Raw genomic sequence first — 1,155 nt, 5'->3', positions numbered from 1 at the left:
GGGGTGGGTGACCGAGGTGTGGGGCGGGAGTCGGTCGAGGGTCCGGTGACGCGGGCGACGCGAGTCCGGGGCACCGGGCGGGCGGGATCTGCGGCCCGCCCCGTGCCGTGCCTCAGCTCTGGGCCTGGACGGCGGTGATGGCGATGGTGTTGACGATGTCCTCGACCAGTGCGCCGCGTGACAGGTCATTGACCGGCTTGTTGAGACCCTGCAGGACCGGTCCCACGGCGACCGCGCCCGAGGAGCGCTGGACGGCCTTGTACCCGATGTTGCCGGCATTGAGGTCCGGGAACACGAAGACGGTGGCGCGCCCGGCGACGGTGGAGTCCGGTGCCTTCTTCGCGGCGACGGCTGCATCCACGGCCGCGTCGAACTGGATCGGGCCCTCGACGGCCAGCTCAGGAGCCTTCTCCCGTGCGAGGCGGGTGGCCTCGACAACGGCGTCGACATCGGCGCCGGAACCGGAGGTGCCGGTGGAGTAGGACAGCAGGGCGATCCGGGGATCGATGCCGAAACGGCGGGCCGTTGCCGCGGAGGAGATCGCGATGTCGGCCAGCTGCTCAGGGGTCGGATCGGGGTTGACGGCGCAGTCGCCGAAGGCCCAGACCCGGTCCTTCATGAGCATGAGGAACACCGAGGAGACGATGGAGACCCCGGGAGCCGTCTTGATGATCTGGAAGGAGGGGACGATCGTGTGGGCCGTGGTGTGGGCGGCACCGGAGACCATGCCGTCGGCATCCCCCATGTGCACCATCATGGTGGCGAAGTAGGAGACATCGGCGATCTTGGCGCGGGCCTGGTCCAGGGTGATGCCCTTCTTGGCGCGCAGACGGGCGAACTCAGCGGCGTACCTCTCGCGCAGCTCCGGATCCTCCACGGAGACCACGCGGGCGGCAGAGATGTCCAGGCCGAGTTCTGCGGCCCGGGCACGAACGGTGGTCTCTTCACCGATCAGGGTGATGTCGGCAATGCCGCGTGCCAGGACCTCCGCAGCGGCGCGCAGGACCCGGTCGTCCTCCGGCTCGGGCAGGACGATGCGGCGGCGGTCGGACGCCGCCCGTGCCACGAGGTCGGCCTGGAAGGCCAGGGGAGTGACGGCCGTGGGCTCGGGGGTGGCGAGGAGGGCGGTGACGCCCTCGTCGCCACCCCCGAGCC

General features: G+C 70.7%; 1 protein-coding gene. It reads right to left on the bottom strand.

What is annotated here, in order from left to right; translation table 11 throughout:
- Window positions 1-112: 112 nt before the first annotated feature.
- On the bottom strand, window positions 113-1,155 hold a 1,043-nt coding region (gene pta, locus BQ9890_RS02490), incomplete at its 5' end, for a phosphate acetyltransferase (RefSeq protein ID WP_078062182.1).

Source organism: Actinomyces provencensis, assembly GCF_900155435.1.
In the GTDB taxonomy this organism is placed as follows: domain Bacteria; phylum Actinomycetota; class Actinomycetes; order Actinomycetales; family Actinomycetaceae; genus Pauljensenia; species Pauljensenia provencensis.
The sequence above is the reverse complement of the archived record's forward strand: the minus strand, read 5'-3'. Positions and strand labels throughout refer to the sequence as shown.